Origin of the sequence: Klebsiella sp. CN_Kp066, from assembly GCF_040065135.1 — a bacterium.
GTDB lineage: Bacteria > Pseudomonadota > Gammaproteobacteria > Enterobacterales > Enterobacteriaceae > Klebsiella > Klebsiella oxytoca.
The window spans coordinates 18,000-37,890 of the sequence record NZ_JBEAIU010000024.1 but is presented as its reverse complement, the minus strand read 5'-3'; the positions used below and the strand labels follow the sequence as shown (position 1 = coordinate 37,890).

The 19,891-nt window shown below is 55.3% G+C and carries 24 protein-coding genes; 9 read left to right on the top strand and 15 right to left on the bottom strand.

Translation table 11 applies throughout. The annotated features are described in order from the left end of the window. The first annotated feature begins 55 nt into the window (after positions 1–55). A complete protein-coding gene (locus ABLV75_RS05530; protein ID WP_004109061.1) occupies positions 56–1,027 on the top strand; it encodes a DMT family transporter in 972 nt (323 codons plus the stop codon). An 82-nt stretch (positions 1,028–1,109) separates the two neighbouring features. Beyond that, a complete protein-coding gene (ytfE, locus tag ABLV75_RS05525; RefSeq protein ID WP_004109062.1) occupies positions 1,110–1,772 on the top strand; it encodes an iron-sulfur cluster repair protein YtfE in 663 nt (220 codons plus the stop codon). Between the two features lie 139 nt (positions 1,773–1,911). On the opposite strand, the gene cycA is transcribed toward ytfE, so the two are convergent. Both cycA and fklB read right to left on the bottom strand, forming a co-directional pair. After that, complete coding sequence (gene cycA, locus ABLV75_RS05520) at positions 1,912–3,315, bottom strand: D-serine/D-alanine/glycine transporter (protein WP_004109063.1); 1,404 nt, start codon at positions 3,313–3,315, stop codon at positions 1,912–1,914. Between the two features lie 305 nt (positions 3,316–3,620). After that, on the bottom strand, positions 3,621–4,241 hold the full coding sequence (gene fklB / locus ABLV75_RS05515; RefSeq protein ID WP_004109064.1) for an FKBP-type peptidyl-prolyl cis-trans isomerase: 621 nt from the start codon (positions 4,239–4,241) through the stop codon (positions 3,621–3,623). A 329-nt stretch (positions 4,242–4,570) separates the two neighbouring features. Between fklB and ABLV75_RS05510 the strand changes: the two genes are divergently transcribed. Beyond that, positions 4,571–5,227, top strand: coding sequence for a LysM-like peptidoglycan-binding domain-containing protein (locus ABLV75_RS05510; RefSeq protein ID WP_004109066.1), 657 nt, complete (start codon positions 4,571–4,573; stop codon positions 5,225–5,227). 18 nt (positions 5,228–5,245) lie between these two features. On the opposite strand, the gene ABLV75_RS05505 is transcribed toward ABLV75_RS05510, so the two are convergent. The 5 genes from ABLV75_RS05505 to rpsF form a co-directional block, all read right to left on the bottom strand. Then, the gene (locus ABLV75_RS05505) at positions 5,246–6,196 is read right to left on the bottom strand and encodes a DMT family transporter (RefSeq protein ID WP_004109067.1); all 951 of its coding nucleotides are present in this window, start codon (positions 6,194–6,196) and stop codon (positions 5,246–5,248) included. A 146-nt stretch (positions 6,197–6,342) separates the two neighbouring features. After that, positions 6,343–6,792 carry a 50S ribosomal protein L9 gene (rplI, locus tag ABLV75_RS05500; protein WP_004109068.1) on the bottom strand — a complete coding sequence of 150 codons (450 nt, stop codon included), beginning with the start codon at positions 6,790–6,792 and terminating at the stop codon, positions 6,343–6,345. A 41-nt stretch (positions 6,793–6,833) separates the two neighbouring features. Continuing rightward, positions 6,834–7,061 (bottom strand): 30S ribosomal protein S18, encoded by a 228-nt coding sequence (gene rpsR, locus ABLV75_RS05495; protein ID WP_000135199.1) that lies wholly within the window; start codon positions 7,059–7,061, stop codon positions 6,834–6,836. A 4-nt stretch (positions 7,062–7,065) separates the two neighbouring features. Then, positions 7,066–7,380 (bottom strand): primosomal replication protein N, encoded by a 315-nt coding sequence (gene priB, locus ABLV75_RS05490; protein WP_004098002.1) that lies wholly within the window; start codon positions 7,378–7,380, stop codon positions 7,066–7,068. 5 nt (positions 7,381–7,385) lie between these two features. After that, a complete protein-coding gene (rpsF, locus tag ABLV75_RS05485) occupies positions 7,386–7,781 on the bottom strand; it encodes a 30S ribosomal protein S6 (protein WP_004098001.1) in 396 nt (131 codons plus the stop codon). Positions 7,782–8,118: 337 nt separating this feature from the next. On the opposite strand from rpsF, the gene ABLV75_RS05480 reads away from it, so the two are divergent. Together ABLV75_RS05480 and ABLV75_RS05475 are read left to right on the top strand one after the other, a co-directional pair. Then, entirely contained in the window at positions 8,119–8,394 is a 276-nt protein-coding gene (locus tag ABLV75_RS05480) for a DUF1471 domain-containing protein (protein WP_004109070.1), read from the top strand. 238 nt (positions 8,395–8,632) lie between these two features. Then, complete coding sequence (locus tag ABLV75_RS05475; protein ID WP_004109072.1) at positions 8,633–9,826, top strand: MFS transporter; 1,194 nt, start codon at positions 8,633–8,635, stop codon at positions 9,824–9,826. A 62-nt stretch (positions 9,827–9,888) separates the two neighbouring features. Here ABLV75_RS05475 and ABLV75_RS05470 read toward each other — a convergent pair whose 3' ends face one another. From ABLV75_RS05470 to ulaA, 6 genes are read right to left on the bottom strand one after another with little or no spacing between them, the layout of a single operon-like run. After that, positions 9,889–10,575, bottom strand: a complete 687-nt coding sequence (locus tag ABLV75_RS05470) for an L-ribulose-5-phosphate 4-epimerase (protein ID WP_004109075.1) — start codon at positions 10,573–10,575, stop codon at positions 9,889–9,891. Continuing rightward, on the bottom strand, positions 10,575–11,429 hold the full coding sequence (gene ulaE / locus ABLV75_RS05465; RefSeq protein ID WP_004109085.1) for an L-ribulose-5-phosphate 3-epimerase UlaE: 855 nt from the start codon (positions 11,427–11,429) through the stop codon (positions 10,575–10,577). Before ulaE ends, ABLV75_RS05470 begins: the two co-directional genes overlap by 1 nt. A gap of 9 nt (positions 11,430–11,438) precedes the next feature. Then, positions 11,439–12,089: a 3-keto-L-gulonate-6-phosphate decarboxylase UlaD gene (gene ulaD / locus ABLV75_RS05460; protein ID WP_004109088.1), complete on the bottom strand. Its 651-nt coding sequence runs from the start codon at positions 12,087–12,089 to the stop codon at positions 11,439–11,441. A gap of 12 nt (positions 12,090–12,101) precedes the next feature. Next, positions 12,102–12,569, bottom strand: coding sequence for a PTS ascorbate transporter subunit IIA (ulaC, locus tag ABLV75_RS05455; protein ID WP_004109090.1), 468 nt, complete (start codon positions 12,567–12,569; stop codon positions 12,102–12,104). 9 nt (positions 12,570–12,578) lie between these two features. Beyond that, positions 12,579–12,884: a PTS ascorbate transporter subunit IIB gene (ulaB, locus tag ABLV75_RS05450; protein ID WP_004109091.1), complete on the bottom strand. Its 306-nt coding sequence runs from the start codon at positions 12,882–12,884 to the stop codon at positions 12,579–12,581. Positions 12,885–12,896: 12 nt separating this feature from the next. After that, positions 12,897–14,297, bottom strand: a complete 1,401-nt coding sequence (ulaA, locus tag ABLV75_RS05445; RefSeq protein WP_004109094.1) for a PTS ascorbate transporter subunit IIC — start codon at positions 14,295–14,297, stop codon at positions 12,897–12,899. A 365-nt stretch (positions 14,298–14,662) separates the two neighbouring features. On the opposite strand from ulaA, the gene ulaG reads away from it, so the two are divergent. Continuing rightward, the gene (ulaG, locus tag ABLV75_RS05440; RefSeq protein WP_004109111.1) at positions 14,663–15,727 is read left to right on the top strand and encodes an L-ascorbate 6-phosphate lactonase; all 1,065 of its coding nucleotides are present in this window, start codon (positions 14,663–14,665) and stop codon (positions 15,725–15,727) included. A gap of 106 nt (positions 15,728–15,833) precedes the next feature. Further along, positions 15,834–16,589 carry an HTH-type transcriptional regulator UlaR gene (gene ulaR, locus ABLV75_RS05435; protein ID WP_004109113.1) on the top strand — a complete coding sequence of 252 codons (756 nt, stop codon included), beginning with the start codon at positions 15,834–15,836 and terminating at the stop codon, positions 16,587–16,589. On the opposite strand, the gene yjfP is transcribed toward ulaR, so the two are convergent. Then, positions 16,586–17,302: an esterase gene (gene yjfP / locus ABLV75_RS05430; RefSeq protein ID WP_004109116.1), complete on the bottom strand. Its 717-nt coding sequence runs from the start codon at positions 17,300–17,302 to the stop codon at positions 16,586–16,588. The two genes, ulaR and yjfP, sit on opposite strands and share 4 nt — an antisense overlap. 202 nt (positions 17,303–17,504) lie before the next feature. Here yjfP and bsmA point away from each other — a divergent pair, with 202 nt between their 5' ends. Beyond that, on the top strand, positions 17,505–17,813 hold the full coding sequence (bsmA, locus tag ABLV75_RS05425; protein WP_004109119.1) for a biofilm peroxide resistance protein BsmA: 309 nt from the start codon (positions 17,505–17,507) through the stop codon (positions 17,811–17,813). A 137-nt stretch (positions 17,814–17,950) separates the two neighbouring features. Further along, positions 17,951–18,226 carry a DUF1471 family protease activator YjfN gene (yjfN, locus tag ABLV75_RS05420; protein WP_026055994.1) on the top strand — a complete coding sequence of 92 codons (276 nt, stop codon included), beginning with the start codon at positions 17,951–17,953 and terminating at the stop codon, positions 18,224–18,226. On the opposite strand, the gene ABLV75_RS05415 is transcribed toward yjfN, so the two are convergent. Beyond that, positions 18,217–19,854 carry an isovaleryl-CoA dehydrogenase gene (locus ABLV75_RS05415; RefSeq protein ID WP_004109124.1) on the bottom strand — a complete coding sequence of 546 codons (1,638 nt, stop codon included), beginning with the start codon at positions 19,852–19,854 and terminating at the stop codon, positions 18,217–18,219. The two genes, yjfN and ABLV75_RS05415, sit on opposite strands and share 10 nt — an antisense overlap. Positions 19,855–19,891: the final 37 nt, after the last annotated feature.

The following is a 19,891-nucleotide window of genomic DNA, read 5'->3' as shown; positions in this document are numbered from 1 at the left end:
TCCCGCTAAAGCCTCTCCTACACTGTCGCCAACAAAAAGAGTAATGGAAAGCATGATGATTAGTGGTGTGCTGTACGCCCTGCTGGCAGGGCTGATGTGGGGATTGATATTCGTGGGCCCTTTACTGGTGCCGGAATACCCGGCTGTTTTACAGTCGATGGGGCGCTATCTGGCGCTGGGGCTGATCGCCCTGCCGCTGGCCTGGCTGGGCCGCGCACGGCTGCGCCAGCTCGCCAGGAAAGACTGGTGGACGGCGCTGGGACTGACCCTGATGGGCAACTTAATCTATTACGTCTGCCTGGCCAGCGCGATTCAGCGTACCGGCGCGCCGGTGTCGACCATGATTATCGGCACTCTGCCGGTCGTGCTGCCGGTTTTCGCCAACCTGCTCTATAGCCAGCGCGATGGAAAGCTGCCGTGGCGGCGACTGTTCCCGGCGCTGGTCTGTATTGCCTTCGGCCTGGCATGCGTCAATATCGCTGAACTGCATCAGGGCTTACCCGATTTCAGCCCGTGGCGCTACGGCTCCGGTATCTTGCTGGCGTTGATCTCGGTGGTGTGCTGGGCCTGGTACGCGCTGCGCAACGCCCGTTGGCTGCGGGAAAACCCGGATAAACCGCCGATGATGTGGGCTACCGCGCAGGCGCTGGTGACCCTGCCGGTATCGCTGGTCGGATACCTTATCGCCTGCGGGTGGCTGCATGGACAGCACCCGGACTTCCCGCTCCCCTTCGGCCCGCGCCCGGCGGTGTTCGTCACCCTGATGCTGGCGATCGCTATCTTCTGTTCATGGGTTGGGGCGTGGTGCTGGAACGTTGCCAGCCAGCGTCTGCCAACGGTGATCCTCGGGCCGCTGATCGTCTTCGAAACCCTTGCCGGACTGCTGTATACCTTTATTCTGCGCCAGAGTCTGCCCCCGCTTCTGACCCTAAGCGGTATTCTGCTGCTGGTGCTCGGCGTGGTGTCTGCCGTGCGTGCTCGTCCGGAAAAACCCGTGCTGCAGAAACTGGTCAGCGAGAAAAAATAGCCTGGTACCCTAAAGGGGTATTCCCTGGAACATAAGATGCATTTAAAATACAACTTATATTCTTGATGACGAGGTAACTGCTATGGCTTTCCGTGACCAACCTTTAGGCGAGCTGGCGCTGACGATTCCGCGCGCCTCCGCGCTGTTCCGTAAGTACGATATGGACTACTGCTGCGGCGGCAAACAGACGCTGGATCGCGCGGCATCTCGCAAAGAGCTGGACGTCGCGGTGATTGAAGCCGAGCTGGCAAAACTGGCGGAAGAGCCGGTAGAGCGCGACTGGCGGGTTGCGCCCTATGCGGAAATTATCGATCACATTATCGTTCGCTATCACGACAGGCATCGCGAGCAGCTGCCGGAGCTGATTTTACAGGCCACTAAAGTCGAGCGCGTTCACGCCGACAAGCCCAACGTTCCGAAAGGCTTAACCAAGTATCTGACCATGCTGCACCAGGAGCTTTCCAGCCATATGATGAAAGAGGAGCAGATTCTGTTCCCGATGATCAAACAGGGCATGGGAACGCAGGCCGGCGGCCCTATCAGCGTGATGGAAAGCGAGCATGATGAAGCGGGCGAGCTGCTGGAGGTGATTAAGCACATCACGCAGAACGTGACGCCGCCGGCGGAAGCCTGCACCACCTGGAAAGCGATGTACAACGGCATCAACGAACTGATTGATGACCTGATGGAGCACATCAGTCTCGAAAATAACGTGCTGTTCCCGCGTGCCCTCGCAGGTAAATAGCAAGTAATAAAAAAGGCGCCCGCAGGCGCCCTCGACATTGTCAGTCTTATTGGCCACCCCGGGTGGCCTTTTTTATGACGGGCGCCCTGCCCCCTTCGGGCCGTTGCAAGCAACGTTAAACATCTCTCCCGAGGATTTTTTATTTCGCCAGACGCTTCTTGCCGGCAAAAAGCCAGCCCGCGCCGAGCAGTACAAACCACAGCGGGGTCACCATCAGCGCTTCGCGGGTATCGGCTTCCAGCGTCAGCAGCACCAGCACAAAGACGAAGAATGCCATGCACACCCAGCACATCAGTTTGCCCAGCGGCATCTTATATTTGGACTGCTCATGCAGCTGCGGACGTTTCCTGCGATAGGCCAGATACGAGCACAGGATAATTGTCCAGACGAACATAAACAGGATCGCCGACACCGTGGTAATCATGGTAAACGCCGCAATGACGCTTGGATTGACCATCAGCATGACCACGCCGCCCAGCAGACACATGCAGGAGAAGGTCAGGCCTTTCGCCGGTACCGCGCGTTTCGACAGCTTGGCGAACATTTTCGGCGCCTGCCCGTCCTGCGCCAGACCAAACAGCATACGGCTGGTAGAGAATACGCCGCTGTTAGCGGAAGAGGCCGCCGAGGTCAGCACCACGAAGTTGATCAGGCTCGCCGCCGCTGGCAGCCCGACCAGCACAAACAGCTCAACGAACGGGCTCTTTGACGGCACGACTGAGCTCCACGGAGTCACCGACATAATGACGATCAGCGCAAAGACGTAGAACATAATGATACGAATGGGAATCGAGTTAATCGCCCGCGGCAGGGATTTCTCAGGATCTTTCGTTTCCGCCGCCGTGGTTCCCACCAGTTCGATGCCCACGAAGGCGAAAACGGCGATCTGGAAGCCGGCAAAGAATCCGCTGATGCCTTTCGGGAACCAGCCGCCGTCATTCCACAGATGGGCGAAAGAGGCTTCCACGCCGGTCGGTGACTGGAAGTGCATCAGCACCATCACCAGGCCGACCACGATCAGCGCCACGATAGCGACAATTTTGATCATCGCAAACCAGAACTCCATCTCGCCGAACATCTTCACGGTGGCGAGGTTAAGACCCAGCAGCAGCAGGATGACCGCCAGCGAGGCGACCCAGTCGGAGAGTCCCGGGAACCAGAACTGCGCGTAGGCGGTGATCGCCACCACGTCCGCCATCCCGGTCACCACCCAGCAGAACCAGTAGGTCCAGCCGGTGAAATAACCTGCCCAGGGGCCCAGCAGGTCGGCGGCAAAATCGCTGAATGACTTGTATTCGAGATTCGACAGCAGTAATTCACCCATGGCGCGCATGACGAAAAACAGCATGAAACCGATGATCATATAAACAAAAATAATTGACGGCCCGGCAAGGCTGATGGTTTTGCCTGACCCCATAAACAGCCCGGTGCCTATCGCACCACCGATAGCAATAAGCTGAATATGCCGGTTAGTGAGATTTCGCCGCAGCGATTGTTCAGTCGGAGCCTGTTCGTCGGCAACGACTTTTACCTGATCTACCATGTGATTTTTCCTGTTGTACCTGTCTGTGTTGTTCGGGCTCTATTGGCCCTTCATTCGTATTAACCCCGGAACGAGGGTTTATCGATATTAGGTAAGAATCGGAGGGATGAATACTATGATTTAGAGATAATGTTAATTTTATGTTTAAAGTGAGTGTTATATCACTCCGGTTACGCGAAACAGCTCACAAAAATACACCCATTCAGCAGATATGCAATATAAAGCTCCAGCAAATGCTCAACTTAAGGGTTTTACACTATTTAAAGCGGCTCCCTCCCCCATACGGAAGAGGAAGCACCTGCTATTTAAATAATGTCCAGCAGTTCAACTTCAAAAATCAGGGTACTGAACGGAGGAATGGATGCGCCCGCGCCGCGCTCGCCGTAGGCCAGGTTGTGCGGAATCGTCAGTTCCCATTTAGAGCCTACCGGCATCAGGGTCAACGCTTCAATCCAGCCGCCGATCACGCCGGTCACCGGGAACTCAGCCGGTTCGCCGCGCGCAACGGAGCTATCGAAGACGGTGCCATCGATCAGTTTGCCGGTGTAGTGAACGCGAACGCGGTCAGTACGCGCCGGGATCGGGCCTTCACCCTGGGTCAGTACGCGGAACTGCAGGCCAGATTCGGTGCTGTTCACGCCTTCGCGCTCGCGGTTTTCTTCCAGGTATTTCTCGCCATCCGCGGCCATTTCCTGGAAACGCTCGCGACGCACGGCGTCAGCGCGTTCGTGAATTTCACGCAGCGCGCGGTGAACGGCTTCCACCGGCACCTGCGGCTGTTTACCTTCCAGCGCGTCAGCAATACCCGCGACCAGCGCTTCCGGCAGCAGCCCCTGCAGGCCAGATTCGCTCAGCTGTTGTCCAACCTGCAAGCCGATACCGTAACTTGCCTGTGCTTCAATCGTGTCAAAAGTAGGGGTTGCCATCTTTGTTCCTTTTTTGGGTGAGAATTTTATATTCCACGGCTTCACGCAGCATAAGCAGAAAAGCCGGAACATATACCCTAAATAATTCGAGCTGCAGCCAACGCATCTGCAACCTGAAGTATGACGGGTATAAAGAGGTGGGCAGCATATCAGCCACAGCACGACGGGTAAAACTTTGTCGGCAGGATGATGACAAATCTGACGGAAACAGAAACAATAGAGAGATAAGGTTAACCTCACGAAACATATCTTTGTCTCGTCCTTCAGAAAGTTAGCCATCTATACTCTAGAGACAGCAGGATAAAAATATGCGGAGCAGGAGGAAAGCCATGCCCGGGCGCTTTGAACTGAAATCTACCCTGGAGAAGATCTGGCATGCCCCGGATCATTTTCGCCTCATGGATCCGCTACCGCCGATGCACCGCCGCGGTATTATTGCCGGAGCGCTGCTGGTGGTTATCGGCGTTCTGCTCCCTTCAGAGGATAACGGCAGTTCAGTTCAGTCCAGCCGCGAGGCGAATCTCGACCTGCAATCTCAGTCGCAGTCTTCAGGTAATCAGGCCGTCCCACTGCCGCCCATCACTAACACGCCGCCGGTCAACGATGCCGATCAGGTGGCGCCGGTCGCGCCGGAGCCCATTCAGGATGAGCAGCCGGATCAACCGCAGCAGCAGACCGCTTCCCAGCCTTATCAGGAGCCGCAGTCGACTCCCGGCATTGAGCAGCAGTGGCGGACCTACCGTATTGAATCCGGCAAAACCCTCGCGCAGCTGTTCCGCGACCACAACCTGCCGCCGACCGACGTTTACGCCATGGCCCAGGTTGAAGGTGCCGGTAAGCCGCTAAGCTCGCTGCAAACCGGGCAGACGGTACAGATCCGCCAGAATGCCAGCGGCGTGGTCACCGGGCTGACTATCGATACCGGCGGCGGGCAGCAGGTGCTGTTTACCCGCCAGTCGAACGGTAGCTTTATTCGCGTCCGTTAAGCGTTCCGGCCGGGTAGCTTACCCGGCCTGCTGTGAAGATTTTCCGGATGTTGCCCCCGGCTTATTTACCCACCAGATCCCGGCGCACACCAGCACCAGCGCAACCGCATATTTCGGTTCAAAAATATTCTCGCCAAGGAAGATGGCCGACAGCACGGTTCCGGCTACCGGGATGACAAAGTTGAACGGCGCAATCATGCTCACGCGGTTATGCTTCAGCAGCACGCTCCACAAAGCAAAAGCGATGGAGGAGAGCAGCGTCAAATAAGCCAGAACCAGCACCGCTGCGGAGCTGTGAACCTCGAGGGTTCCGCCGGTCAGGTAACCGCCGCCAACCAGCACCAGACCGCCAAACGCCAGCTGCCAGCCGGTCATCACCGTTGGGTCAACCGTTTGTGAAATGCGTTTACCATATAGCGTCGCCGCCGACAGAATAAAAGCCGCCAGCACCACAAAACCATCTCCTTGCCAGACAAAGCTAAAATCGCTCAATGAATGATTAAAGTTCACCAGCATGACGCCGGCAAAACCGAGAATGCAGCCGATGGCCTTGTTATAGCTCAGCTTGTCATTCTGATAGATGAAGTGCGCCAACAGGACGCTGAAGAAGGTTCCGGTAGCGTTCATAATCGAGCCCTTCACGCCGGTGGTAAACGCCAGGCCCACGTAGAAGAAAACGTACTGGATAGACGTTTGCGTAACGCCCAGTATCGCCAGCTGCCCGCACTGACGCGGATTTAAGCGGGCAATCGGCTTACGTTGCACCAGCGCGAAGAGCAGCAGCAGGGTTCCGGCAAACAGGAAGCGATAGCCAGCAAAAACGATTTTTGACGGCACATCATCAGTGGCAATCTGAAACAGTTCATAGCCGCTTTTAATCGCCGGATAGGAGCTTCCCCACAGCAGGCAGCAGAGGGTTGCGCAGGCATAAGCCACATTCTTGCGGGAAAATATTGAGGGTGCGTCCATTCACTTTACCAGAAATAAAATAGTGTTTTATTTTATTATCCAGAAAGTTGCTAAGAATAGCCACCATACCAGGAAAAGATTAAGCAAATACAGAAAAGCAAAACGCCGGCACAGGGCCGGCGTCTCGACGTGAGTTGAGTAATAAATTACTCAGCTACAACGTTAACAACCAGTTTAGCGAAGACTTCGCTGTGAACCTGGAAGTCCACTTCGTGCTCACCGGTGGTGCGCAGAACGCCGTTCGGCAGACGAACTTCGCTCTTAGCAACGGCAACGCCAGCTGCAGTTACAGCGTCAGCGATGTCGCGAGTACCGATGGAACCGAACAGTTTACCTTCGTCGCCAGATTTAGACGCGATGGTAACGGTGCCCAGTGCGTTGATTGCTTCAGCACGTGCGTTAGCAGCGCTCAGAACTTCTGCCAGTTTGGCTTCCAGTTCAGCACGGCGTGCTTCGAAGAATTCAACGTTTTTCTTGGTAGCAGGAACAGCTTTACCCTGTGGTACCAGGAAGTTACGAGCATAGCCCGCTTTAACGTTAACCTGATCACCCAGGCTACCCAGGTTTGCTACTTTATCAAGCAGAATAACTTGCATTACCTTATCCTCTCAAAGTCGTATTAATGGACCGTGACCGATTACTGATGACGATCAGTGTACGGCAGCAGGGACAGGTAGCGAGCGCGTTTGATAGCGCGAGCCAGCTGACGCTGATATTTTGCACGGGTACCGGTGATACGGCTCGGGACAATCTTACCGCTTTCGGTGATGTAGTTTTTCAGCGTAGCGATATCTTTATAGTCGATCTCTTGAACGCCTTCCGCGGTGAAACGGCAGAACTTGCGACGACGGAAATAACGTGCCATATGGCTAGTCTCCAGAATCTATCAATTCAATCTGCTCGGCATGCAGAACCATTTTGCTCAAGCCGTTCTTTGCCTTGTGGCAAGAGATGAACCCTCGAACGATTACTGCGCTACCGACCGTTATACTGTGAGTAATGGCCTGGTTCTGGTGTCCGCTGATTATCACGGGCATCTGGCACCACGCCTGCCGGTGAAAACCGGCTTCCTCCTGCACTGAACGATGCTCAAGCACGAACTGGCAGTGTGGAATTCCTGACGGGCTGACCTTACGAAGTGGAGTCCTGCAAACAATGCCGGACAGCTCCAGACGATTGGTCATCAGGATTACTCTTCAGAATCCCCAGCTTCAGAATCATCTGCGGTTTCGTTAGCGAAATCTTCGCGACGCTCACGGCGCTCGTCTTTCGCTTTAACCATCGGAGATGCTTCGGTAACAGCGTGCTTAGTACGCATTACCATGCTGCGGATAACGGCGTCGTTGAAGCGGAAGTTAGTTTCCAGCTCATCGATCGCTTCCTGCGGCGCTTCAACGTTCAGCAGAACGTAGTGAGCTTTGTGCAGTTTGTTGATCGGATAAGCCAGCTGACGGCGGCCCCAGTCTTCCAGACGGTGGATCGTACCTTCTGCTGCAGTGATTGCACCAGTGTAACGTTCGATCATGCCCGGAACCTGTTCGCTCTGGTCAGGATGGACCATAAAAACGATTTCGTAATGACGCATCGAATTGCTCCTTACGGATTATTCAGCCTCCTGTCTGGGTCAGCCGCGGCCCATGGAGGCAAGGAACGTGTTAAAGGGCGGCTGAAAAATTGACGCGTCATAATACGGGCGAGCGGGGTTTAAGACAAGTGAATTGTGCAAATAATTCGCACTAAGCGCAAAGTGACCCTAAGCCAGTGATTTAAAATTAATCAACAGCGGAAGCGACAATTTTTTGAACAACTGCATCAGAAATGGTCGCGATGCGCCAGAGAGGCAGCGATTACAATTAGATCAGAAGCAATCCATACCCCAGGGAAGCGGGTGAACGTCAGGACTGTCATAAGGAGCGTAGATGATGAAATACATCCTCATAACCATGATGGCAGCGCTTTTGTTATGCGCCAACGCGCTGGCTGCTATTAAAATCGATGCCCGCCAGGCCCGCAATATGGATGATGTGCAGAGCCTCGGCGTTATCTATATCAACCATAACATCGCCACCGAGCAGGAAGCTGACCAGGCGCTTAGCCAGCAGAGCGATGTTCAGGGAGCGAAATACTTCCAGCCAATCCTTATTCATGAACCGGGAAGCGATGGGCAAATTCACGCCAGCGCCGTCATTTACCGCTAACGCCTCCGGAGCGCTGACTTCATCCAATAACAGAGGAAGTCAGCGATGCTCCTGCCCGGCCCGCTGACGTTGCTCAATTCGACACAAAACACAGAACCTGATGTTTGTAAGGCGTCAGCCGCGTCGCGGAAGAGAGCGTTGCTTAATGCAATTGAGAATTATTTTTCCTCGTGACTTATCAGCCTGCGCGTAACCTGATTTAATCTCTCTTTAACTACATGATTCTCTGGAGTGATTCATGGTTCCGCGTTTTGCCACGCTCAGCCGTATCCCAAAAGGGGTTTGGGTGCTGGGCGGCGTTAGCTTGCTCATGGATGTTTCCTCAGAAATGATCCACAGCCTGCTCCCTTTATTTATGGCCACCACGTTGGGAGCCAGCGTGATTATTATCGGCATTATCGAAGGCGTGGCGGAAGCCACCGCGCTGATGCTGAAGGTGTTTTCCGGCGTCATCAGCGATTATGTCGGCAAACGTAAAGGGCTGGCGCTGCTCGGCTATGGTCTGGGAGCGCTGAGTAAGCCTCTTTTTGCTATCGCCCCTACCTCCGGCATGGTGTTTAGCGCACGAATGATCGACCGCATCGGCAAAGGAATACGCGGCGCGCCGCGGGATGCGCTGGTTGCCGACGTCACTCCCCCGGAAATTCGCGGGGCCGCCTACGGACTGCGCCAGGCGCTGGACACCATCGGCGCGTTTCTGGGCCCGCTGCTTGCCGTCGCGCTGATGTTTCTCTGGGATAACGATTTCCAGTCGATTTTCTGGGTCGCGGCGATTCCCGCCGTCCTCTCAATCGCTCTGTTGGGCTTTGGGTTAAAAGAACCCAACACATCGGTCGTCCAGAAACGCACCAATCCCCTGCGCCGCGAGAATCTCAAGAAGCTTTCCGCCGCTTACTGGTGGGTGGTGGCTATTGGCTCGATTTTCACCCTCTCCCGCTTCAGCGAAGCCTTTCTGGTGCTACGCGCCCAGCAAATGGCGATCCCGCTATTCGCCATACCGCTAGTAATGGTCGCCATGAACCTGGTCTACAGCCTGACTGCCTATCCTTTCGGGAAATTATCGGACAGGATGAGCCACAGCAAAATGCTGCAGTGGGGCCTGCTGGTGCTGATTGCCGCCGATATCGTGCTGGCGCTGAGTAGCCACTGGAGCACGCTTTTAGCCGGCGTCGCGCTGTGGGGTATTCATATGGGCATGACGCAGGGTCTACTGGCGGCAATGGTGGCGCATACCGCCCCGCCTGAACTGCGCGGCACTGCGTTCGGAATGTTCAACCTGATGAGCGGAATCGCGCTACTGCTGGCCAGCGCCGGTGCAGGCGTGCTGTGGGAAATGTTGGGCGCCGCCTCGACGTTTTATGCTGGCGCGATAATTTGCGTCGTGACGCTGATAGGTATGCGCTGTATGCCGTCGGCTTATCAACAACGTTAAAAAAGGCTCCGGAGCAGACCGGTTGATTCATCATAAAGATGAAATGCTCCGGAGCACGTATTTCACTTTTGCCCGTAGTAGGCGTTTGGCCCGTGCTTGCGCATGAAGTGTTTGTCCATCAGCCAGCTATCGATGGGCTTCAGCTGCGGGTTGATCGCGCGGGCTATCCACGCCATCCGCGCCACTTCTTCCATCACCACCGCGTTGTGCACCGCATCGTGCGCATCTTTGCCCCAGGCAAAAGGCCCGTGCTGATAGACCACGACGCCCGGCGTATGCAGCGGCTCAACATCGCCCAGCGTTTCGATAATCACGTGGCCGGTATTCAGCTCATAAGCCTCTTCCACTTCCCGGGGGCTCAACGCCCGGGTGCAGGGGATATCGCCAAAGAAGTAGTCCGCATGGGTCGTTCCCAGCGCGGGAATGGCCAGACCCGCCTGCGCCCAGGCCGTTGCGTGCGTCGAATGAGTATGTACCACGCCCCCCAGACTCGGGTAGCGGCGATACAGCGCCAGATGCGTGGCGGTATCGGAAGAGGGACGATACCGCCCGTCTACCACTCTCCCCTCCAGATCCACGACCACCATATCGTCCGCTTTCATGGCCTCGTAGGCGACTCCGCTGGGCTTAATCGCCACCAGCCCGCGTTCGCGGTCGATAGCGCTGACGTTACCCCAGGTAAAAGTGACCAGGCCGTAGCGCGGTAAATCCATATTGGCTTCAAATACCTGCCGTTTTAGCGTTTGCATTATGCTGCCTCCACCAGACCGGCGCTGGCCATCCTCGCCTTCACCCAATCGCGCGCTTTCGCGACCTCGGCGGCCGGATCGTCGGTCGTTTCGCTCCACATTTCAATTAGATACGGGCCGCAGTAGCCCGTCTGCTTGAGCGTTTCGAAACAACGTTCAAAATCGACGACGCCTTCGCCGAACGGCACGTTTTTAAATACGCCGGGTTTCGTATCTTTTATATGCACCGCCACGATATGCCCCATACCGGCCTGCAGCTCCATCTGCACGTCGTTATCCCAGGCGGAAAGGTTGCCGATGTCCGGATAGAGCTGGAACCACGGATTATTCAGGTAATGAGCATAGCCCAGCGCCTTGCTGATCGAGTTCATCAGCGGATAGTCCATGATTTCCATCGCCAGCGTTACCTGCGCGCGGCTGGCCATTTCAACGCTCTCTTTTAGCCCGTCACGGAAACGACGGCGCGTCTCGTTGTTGGCCTCCTGGTAGTAAACGTCGTAACCCGCCAGCTGAATAACGCGAATGCCTACATCCTGCGCCAGCCGAATGGCTTTGCGCATAATCTCCAGCCCCTGCGCCCGTACCGCGTCGTCTTCGCTACCGAGCGGGAAGCGCCGATGGGCGCTCAGGCACATAGAGGGCACGCGCACCCCGGTTTCGGCAATCGCGTTAACCAGCGCGAAGCGCTGCTCCCGGCTCCAGTCGAGTCGGGCCAGGCGGGCGTCAGTTTCATCGACCGACATTTCGACGAAATCAAAACCGAGCGCCTTAGCCAGCTGCAGGCGTTCCAGCCAGCACTCCCCGGCGGGGAGCGCTTTTTCATAGATGCCGAGCGGAATATGTTTCGACAGCATAGCCGCTCCTTAGCCCCACAGTTGGGCGATAGAACGTTTGAACTGCCGGGCGGCTTCCACCGGCGAAGCGGCGTCGCGAATGCTGCGCCCGGCGATAAAGACGTGGATCGGAATTCCCTGGAACAGCGGCAAATCCTCCAGCGCCAGGCCGCCGGTGACGGTGACTTTAAAGCCCATATCGGACAGGCGTTTGATAGCGTTAATATCCGCCTCGCCCCATGCCACCCCGGCCGCCTGGGCGTCGCGGCTACGGTGATAGACTACCTGCTGGATACCCGCTTCGCGCCACTCCTGCGCCTGCTCCCAGGTCCAGTAGCCGGTCAGTTCAATCTGAACGTCGCCGTTGAACTCTTTCGCCACGTCCAGCGCGCCTTTGGTGGTGTTGATGTCCGCACAGCAGATCACGGTTACCCAGTCAGCGTTGGCTTCAAAGCACATACGGGAGAGGATTTTACCGGCATCGGCGATTTTAGCGTCCGCCAGCACGATTTTGTTGGGATAGAGCGCCTTCAGGTCGCGAACGGCGCGAACGCCTTCAGCCACGCAAAGGATGGTACCGACTTCAATAATGTCCACTTCATCGGCTATCAGGCGCGTCGTTTCATACGCGGAAGACATGGATTGGTTATCGAGCGCAACCTGCAACATAGGTAATGACATTTTCTCTTCCTTTTAAACGGCCGCCGCCGTGGCGTTATCAATTAAATCCAGCACTTGCTGCGCGGTGCGGCAGGCGCGTAAACGGTCAAAATTGGCTTCGTCTTCAAACAGATTGACGATCTGCATAATGCCCACTTCCTGATGGGTATTGGCATCCACGGCCGCCATGGTGATCAGGATGTCGACCGGGTCGTTATCCTCATGATTGAAAACCAGCGGCGTTTTCAGCGTGACCAGCGCAAAGCCAGTTTTCTTGACCCCCTCTTCCGGGCGACCGTGCGGCATCGCCAGGCCGGGAGCTATCACAAAATAAGGGCCGTGCTGAGCTACGCCATCCAGAATGGCCTGGTAGTAGCGCGGCTCTACCACATCGGCTTTCACCAGCAAATCAACGCTCAGCTTGACGGCTTCCTGCCAGGTGCTGGCATCAGCCTGTAAAAGGATGGAGTTATTCTCCACCAGCGAATCACGTAATTTCATTTGGCGTCCTTACTTCACATCCTGCGGAAAGTGCGCTTTGATCACTTCCAGCAGTTTTGGGCCAAAATCCGCTGGCGAGAGCATGTTGCGTACCCCAACCACGTATTTATTGCCGGAGACGCTAATCTCACCGGCGATATGGGTGGAGGCGATGATAATGTCCGCGCCGTTTAGTTCGCTTTTATATTCCCCCACCGCGCAGCTGTTCACCGTGTGATCGATATTTGACTGGGTCAAAAACTGGTCCACCTTCATCTTCATGATCATGGAACTTCCTTGCCCGTTGCCACATACAGCCAGAATACGTACGGTCATAGTCAAAACTCCTTATTGAGCAGAAGCATCTGCCAGTTGTTTTTCCGCGTCCTCTTCAGCACGCAGCGTGCGCCCTGCGAAGAACATATAAGCCAGTGCAATAATGATGATGACGGCCATAAACGCGATACCGATGGAGGCGAAGCCCTGCATCATCGGCGGCGCCAGAATTGACCAGTCCGCCATGCCCATCCAGGCGCTCATGCCGGTCAGCTTCACCGCCCAGACGCAGCCAAAGATTTCAATCATTCCCATCACCAGGCAAATCTTGAGCGCCGCGCGCCAGCCGCCAAAGTGGTTAGCAAAGACGCCGATGGTGGCGTTCGAGAAGAACATCGGGATAAAGCCCGGAATAATCAGAATGGAAGAGCCGACGCCCACCAGAATACCGACGGCGATCAGCTGGCCGATGGTGCCCCACATAAAGCCCCAGACGACGGCGTTTGGCGCAAAGCTATAGATCGCCGCACAGTCAATGGCTAGCACGGCGCCGGGAATCAGGCGCTGGGAGATACCGTTGAACGCCTCGGAAAGTTCGGCGACGAACATGCGCACGCCCTGGGTGATAATGAAAATAGCCACGGCGAACGAGAAGCCCGTTTGCAGGATATAGACCGTCCAGTGGGTATTGCCCGCCATCGCCTGTACGGTATCGATGCCGAAGGAGAGCAGGATCGCGCCGAAGAAAATAGTCATCACAATGGCCGTGGAGACGATGTTGTCGTGAAAGATGTTCAGCCAGCCCGGCAGCTTAAGATCTTCAACGCTCTCCTCCTTTTTACCCAGATACGGAGCGACCTTGTAAGCAATCCATGAAGCGAACTGCTGCTGGTGACCGATGGAGAAGCCGCAGCCGTCAGTCACTTCCTGGGTCGGCTTGTACATCATGTTCGAGGTAATGCCCCAATAGAGCGATACCAGCACCGCCGTACAAATGATGGTCGTCCACATCGGGTAGCCGAAGATGTAAAAAGAGACGGCAATCAACCCAGCCTGCTGGAACATGATGTGCCCGGTCAGCATGATGGTGCGAATACCGGTAATACGCCGCAGCAGGACGTAACAAATATTCAACGCCAGAGCTAACAGCACGGCATAGCCCACCCAGCTGTAGGCGTCTCCCATGCGTTCGATCGTGGCCATCATTGATGCGTAGGTATCGGAGATAGCCCCGTTAATGCCATAAACCTCAGACATTTTCGCCACTACCGGCTTAAAGGTGCTGGTCAGAATGCCGGAGCCAGCCTGCAACAGCATAAAACCGATAATGGTTTTAATCGTCCCTTTAACAATAACGCTGGCGCTTTTACGCAGCAGGATATAGCCCAGGCAGGTCACAATCCCCAGCAGTAGCGGGGCGTTAGTCATTACCTGGTTAAAGAACACGGTAAAGATGTGGTAGAGAATCTCCATAACACACTCCAGAAGGTGGACGCTCTGAACGCACGCTACGCTCAGGGTTTGTTGTTGGGATCACTCTAATAATCAAAAATAATCACAACAAGATTATATTTGATTAAATGTGACGCACGCCGCAAATAATCACACAATCCGCCATCGTATTAATTCTCATTTTCATAAAATAAAAAATAATGCATTAAAATCAATAAAATATAATTCCACCCATATCATAAAATCTGTCTTAACCTCCGTTTACCCCTTAGGATTGCCCCCAGAACAGGCAAAATTCAGGATTGCAATCCTGAACAAACGATGCCAGTATTCTTCAAAACAAATCACAATGTGATTACTTCTGATAATATGTGAGGGGAAAATAAATGAGTAAAGTGCAAACCATCACCCGCGAATCATGGATCCTGAACACTTTTCCGGAATGGGGCAGCTGGCTGAACGAAGAGATTGAGCAAGAGCAGGTGGCGCCGGGCACCTTTGCCATGTGGTGGTTGGGTTGTACGGGCATCTGGCTAAAATCCGAAGGCGGAGCCAATATCTGCGTCGACTTCTGGTGCGGCACCGGCAAGCAAAGCCACGGCAACCCGCTGATGAAAACGGGCCACCAGATGCAGCGCATGGCGGGTGTGAAGAAGCTCCAGCCAAACCTGCGGACCACTCCGTTTGTCCTCGATCCGTTCGCCATTCGCCAGATCGACGCCGTGCTGTCTACCCACGATCATAACGATCATATTGATGTGAACGTGGCCGCCGCGGTCATGCAGAACTGCGCCGAAGACGTACCGTTTATCGGCCCGCAAACCTGCGTCGATCTGTGGATGGGCTGGGGCGTTCCGAAAGAACGCTGCATAGTGATGAAACCGGGCGATGTGGTTAAAATCAAAGATATTGAAATCCACGCGCTCGACGCCTTTGACCGTACCGCCCTGATCACCTTACCCGCAGAACAAAAAGCCGCGGGCGTGCTGCCGGATGGGATGGATCAGCGCGCGGTGAACTACTTGTTTAAAACGCCGGGCGGCAACCTGTACCACAGCGGCGATTCTCACTACTCTAACTACTACGCGAAGCACGGGAACGAGCACCAAATCGACGTGGCTCTGGGCTCCTATGGCGAGAACCCGCGCGGCATTACCGACAAAATGACCAGCGCCGATATCCTGCGCATGGCCGAGGCGCTGAATACCAAAGTGGTGATCCCTTTCCATCACGATATCTGGTCAAATTTCCAGGCCGATCCGCAGGAGATCCGCGTTCTGTGGGAAATGAAAAAAGACCGCCTGAAGTATGGCTTTAAGCCATTTATCTGGCAGGTCGGCGGGAAGTTCACCTGGCCGCTGGATAAAGACAACTTCGAATACCACTATCCTCGCGGATTCGACGATTGCTTCACCATGGAACCGGACCTCCCCTTTAAGTCCTTCCTCTAAGCCATCTCCGGCGGGAGCCCCCGCCGGAAATTATCCCCGTCAGCATTAGTATTTTCACCTGATTTCAAATATCATCTTTGCTTATCACTTTTAATCGGATTTGCTCATGACGGAAGCGCAAAGACATCAAATTTTACTGGATTTGCTGGCACAAACGGGATTTGTCACCGTGGAGCAGGTGATTTCCCGACTGGGAATTTCTCCGGCGACGGCACGGCGCGATATCAATAAGCTCGACGACAGCGGCAAACTAAAAAAAGTCCGCAACGGCGCGGAAGCCATCAGCGAGCAGCGCCCGCGCTGGTCACCAATGAATATTCACCAGGCGCAAAACCACGACGAGAAAGTGCGGATTGCACGTGCGGCTTCGCAACTGGTCAACCCCGGCGAAAGTATTGTTATCAACTGCGGCTCTACCGCCTTCCTGCTTGGGCAAGAGCTGTGCGGAAAACCGGTACAGATCATCACGAACTATTTGCCGCTGGCCAATTACCTGATCGATCAGGAACACGACAGCGTCATCATTATGGGCGGACAGTATAACCGCAGCCATTCCATCACCCTGAGCCCGCAGGGCAGCGAAAACAGCCTATACGCCGGGCACTGGATGTTTACCAGCGGCAAAGGTCTCACCGCCGAAGGGCTATATAAAACCGATATGCTGACAGCGATGGCGGAGCAAAAAATGCTTAACGTCGTCGGTAAACTCGCGGTACTGGTCGACAGCAGTAAAGTTGGCGAACGCGCCGGAATGCTGTTTAGCCAGGCCGGGCAAATCGACCTGGTGATTACCGGAAAACAGGCGGATGAAGCGATCCTCAAGCAGCTTGAGGATCAGGGCGTTCAGGTGATTCGCGTTTAAAGATGGCGTTGAAAAAATGCCACCGTCGCCGCTAACGCCTCTGGCGTAATGCGGTGACGGACGCCCTTCTGCCAGAGGCAGGTTAACTTATCGGTCATCTCATGTTGCCGCAGCGCCTGCTGCAGACGGAAGGTCTCTTCCGGAGGCACCACATCATCTTCATCGCCGTGCCAGAGCAGCAGCGGCCGACTGGCAAGCGTCGCCAGCTGCTGGCTGACGTCCCAATCCGCCAGCTGTGCTGCATCAAATGAAGGCGAAGGGAAAAGCCTCTGCGAGAGCGTACTGAAATAGCCAGACCCCATCAGGCAGGCAACGCTTTTCAGCTCTGGATGATGGGTCATTATCCCCAGCGCCGTCATTCCGCCCATCGATGCTCCGGCAACCGCCAGCCTGTCGTCAGCAAGCCATCCCTGCGCACGAATCGCCTCCTGTAATGCCGGAAATTCAGCAAAATTTTGCATCAGGATCGGCCAGAAGCGCTGCATCCGCCCTTGTTCATCACCCTGATATCGCGCACCGTGTTCGGCCGCATCGGGCATAATGACCCGAAACCCGGCCTCTGCCAGAGCAACGGCAAAGTAGCTGTAGACTAGCTTAGAAGAGGTAAATCCATGATAAAAGACGATGCAAGGCAGCGGTGAATCCGCAGCGCCGTGCGGGCACGCATGGAGAACTTCCCCACCCGCAAGGTTACGCATTTCTAGTGCAATCATTTACCGTCTCCTTTCTCTATAGTGGTGTGGTGCTATGTTATTACTCGAGTCTCTTGTTCGCACATGATTCATAATCTTGAGAACCAGATTACGCTTTCACGATATTTTCATTCGAAAATCGCGTACCGGATAACAATTTGGGAACATTCCCCAGAAATGAGATTCAGGCTACCACTACACTATGACTATCAGGAAACGAGATATGGCTATGCGTAGGTTTATACCCTGGCTATTGGCTATCGCTTTAAGCGGCTGTAGTGCGCTACAAGGGACGCCAGAAGCGCCGCCGCCAGCAACCGACCATCCGCAAGAGATCCAACGTAATCAGACGATGGGCTTGCAGAAGATGGGCACGGTGAGCGTCTTAAAGTACGGCTCGCCGATGGATGTCGAGGCTGCGCTAAAAGTCAAAGCTGAAGCAGCTAAAGCGGATTACTACGTCATCATTATGATTGATGACACCATGGTTCCCGGCCAGTGGTATTCGCAGGCGATTTTGTACCGTAAATAGCGGTCAATCTTTAAGCGAGCTTTACACTGCTTTGCGCCCATTCACGTTCTCCTGTGCATAATAACGTTCGGCCAGCTGTAACCTGGCAGAACGTTAGCAACGGACTGCCCTCAGGACTATGTGAAATGGAGCTGACGATGAAACGAAATTTTTCCCTACCCAGCCTGATGTTGACCACCGTCACGGCCAATACCTCCGCGCAGTCAGCGGAGTTTGCCAGCGCTGACTGCGTGACTGGCCTGAACGAAATTGGCCTGATTTGCGTTAACAATATTTCCGGCAGCCAGCAGGACGTTGAACATGCTATCGCCTTGCAGGCCGATGAGCAGGGCGCGTCCTGGTATCGCATCGTCCAGATGTACGAAGAGCAGCAGCCGGATAACTGGCGGGTACAGGCCATTCTCTATGCCTGAGGCGCCTGACGTCCACGCCCCATTGCCCGTAGCAGCAAGTCGTCCAGCGTCTGCTCGTCCAGACGCATGCCGCCGCGCGTGTCGAGCATCATACGGCACCAGGCTTCCGCCAACGGCGGTGAAGCAACGCGTAATACCTGCGCGCCAGCGCCCAACCTATAGACCAGCCGGGTAATTTCCCGCCCCTGCGCTTCCACAGGTCGCCGTAGCCATTGCTGCAACTGCCGCCATGCGCGATCGAAATGACGGTTTTGCCCTTTCACTTCCGCGCACTCCGCCGCCAGTAGTTCAAGCGCCGCCGGCTGCTTCATCAGTACACGCATCACGTCCAGGCACATAATATTAGCGGAACCTTCCCAGATACTGTTTACCGGCATTTCGCGGTACAAACGCGGTAGTTCACTCTCTTCGCAATAGCCCGATCCCCCCAGCACCTCCATCGCTTCAGCGACGAAGGCGATCCCGGATTTGCAGACCGCAAATTTTGCCGCGGGCGTGAAAAGCCTTGCCCACAGCGCTTCCTGCGCATCACCGCGTCTGTCCCAGGCACGCGCCAGGCGGAACAGAAAGGCGGTTTGCCCTTCCAGCCGCAGCGCCATTTGCCCCAGAACCTGACGCATCATCGGTTGATCGACCAGATTTTTGCCAAATGCCTGGCGCTGCAGAGCATGATATAGGGCGACTGAATAAGCCCGGCGCATCAGCGCATGGCTGCCCAGCGCGCAGTCAAAGCGGGTCAGGCCCCCCATCTTAAGAATCTGACGGATGCCATCGCCCTCTTCCCCGATCGGCCAGCCGCAAGCATTGTAAAACTCAACCTCGCCACTGGCGTTCGCGCGGTTACCTAATTTATCTTTCAGCCTTTCCAGGCGTACGCCGTTACGCTGACCGTCCGGCAGCAGGCGCGGGACAAAAAAGCAAGAGAGTCCCGCCGGCGCCTGCGCCAGCACCAGATGAGCATCGCTCTGCGGTACCGAGAAAAACCATTTATGACCGATAAGATGATAAAAGCCTTCGGCGGTTTTTTCCGCACGCGTCGTGTTGCTCAGGACATCGGATCCCCCCTGCTTTTCCGTCATCCCCATTCCGATAAGCAGTCCTCGCTTCTGGTTACCCGGCGCCAGATGCGGATCGTAGCGATCGCTTAGGAGCGGCGATAGCCAGTCGCTAAAAGCCCCGGGTAAGGAGCGCTGCAGCAATGGAATAGCGGCAAAGGTCATCGTGACGGGGCACAGGGTTCCCGCCTCGACCTGCGCATGCAGCATAAAGCGGGCAGCGCGGGCAACGAAGGCGCCTTCGCGAGCGTCATCCTGCCAGGCAAGGTTATGCACCCGGTTAGCGCATAATCCTTGCATCAGCAGATGCCAGGCGGGATGGAAACGAACATCGTCAAGCCGCGATCCCGTCGCATCATAGCGCAATAGTTCCGGCGGATTACCGTTAGCCAGACGCCCCAGCTCCAGCGATTCTGCCGTCCCCAGCTGTTGGCCAATACTCGCCAGCAGATCGCCATCCCAGCCCGCGCCTTCGCGGACAACGGCTTCACGCAGGGCGGTATCGGACAGGAATAAGTTGCTGTTACACAGCGGCGCGGGTTGATTAAATACGGTATGAGTTTGCCAGTGCATGACGTTTCCCTCCTTCAATGGCTCTGCCGATAAGTAT